Source organism: Brevibacillus sp. LEMMJ03, from assembly GCF_007197875.1.
In the GTDB taxonomy this organism is placed as follows: Bacteria; Bacillota; Bacilli; order Brevibacillales; family Brevibacillaceae; genus Brevibacillus; species Brevibacillus thermoruber.
Map to the genome: position 1 here is coordinate 1 of NZ_VKJN01000047.1, position 1,269 is coordinate 1,269.

Here is a 1,269-nt window from a genome sequence, read left to right on the forward strand (position 1 = left end):
CCCCGTCAAGTAGACAGTAAAAAAAGAGGAATCACCTAAGCGGCGATCGCTTCTCGATATTCAACCGGGGAGAGGTCGCCGAGTTTTTTCTGGAAGCGTTCATTGTTATAGTAGTCGATATATTCAGCAACACATTTACGTGCCGCAGCTTCACTATCTGGCTTCGCCAGGTAAAGCTTTTCCGTTTTCAGATGGGAAAAGAACGACTCGATACATGCGTTGTCAAAGCAATTCCCGCGTCTTGAATGGCTTCCCATAAGTTCTTTCTCCTCGAGTAGATCCCTGTACGATTTGGTTGTGTATTGAAATCCTTGGTCGGAATGGAGAATAGCGTTTTTGGCGTTCAGTTGCTTTACGGTGTCCAATACGAGTTGGAGATCGTTACGCGCGGATAGCTCCCATGCTACGACTTCCTTGTTACAAAGGTCTAAAATAACCGACAAATAGACAAAATCATGACCAATTCGAATATAGGTAATGTCAGTCACAAATTTCTTCAAAATGGTTTCTGCTGTAAATTCACGGTTGAGGACATTCGGAAAGACTACGGATGGTTTGCGACCTGCAAATGGCCGTTTCTTGCGGATAACTGAACGAATACCCAGCTCACGCATCAGCCTACGCACCTTTTTGTGGTTAACCAAAACCCCTTCTTTGTGTAAAGCCGTACGCATACGTTTGTAGCCGAAATAAGGTCGCAGTCGATGAATAGCAAGGATGTGCTCTTTTACATTCGTATCCTGCTCGATACGGGTTTTACGAGATTCCCGGGCAGCTTTCCACTTGTAATAACCCGACCGCGATACTTCGGCAATCTTGCACAGCATGATGATGGGATACTTGTGATTCATTTTTTCGATGGTCCTAAACCGGGCTTGCTGATCCAACTTCCCTCCCCATGCAGATTCGGATTGAGCTTTTTTAGGTATTCGACCTGCGCTTTCAAATAGGCGTTTTCCTCTTCAAGGCTATTGAAGTGTTTCTTATTCCAACGCCCACGATAATCCTCAAACGATTCTCCGCTCTGGTGCTTACGTACCCAACTGATGATCTGTGCATCACTTTTAATTCCCAGCTTTTCTCTTATCTCCTGATAGCTCCACTGCTCTTCCAAACGCAAGCGAACAGCCTCTTTCTTCGTATCCTCGCTATAACGAGTAAAGACCTGTCCCTTCTTTGGTGGCATGAAAAATCCCCTCCGGTCAACAGTAATGAGTCCATGATATCATGAACTCTTTTTTTACTGTCTACCTTGAGGGGATAATACCA

General features: G+C 45.0%; 1 protein-coding gene. It reads right to left on the reverse strand.

All coding sequences use genetic code 11. The features are described 5' to 3' along the window. Positions 1-35: 35 nt before the first annotated feature. A protein-coding gene (locus FOI68_RS22665) for an IS3 family transposase (protein ID WP_143864412.1) occupies positions 36-1,186 on the reverse strand; the annotation gives its coding sequence in 2 pieces (ribosomal slippage) (positions 36-925 and positions 925-1,186; 1,152 coding nt in all). Positions 1,187-1,269: the final 83 nt, after the last annotated feature.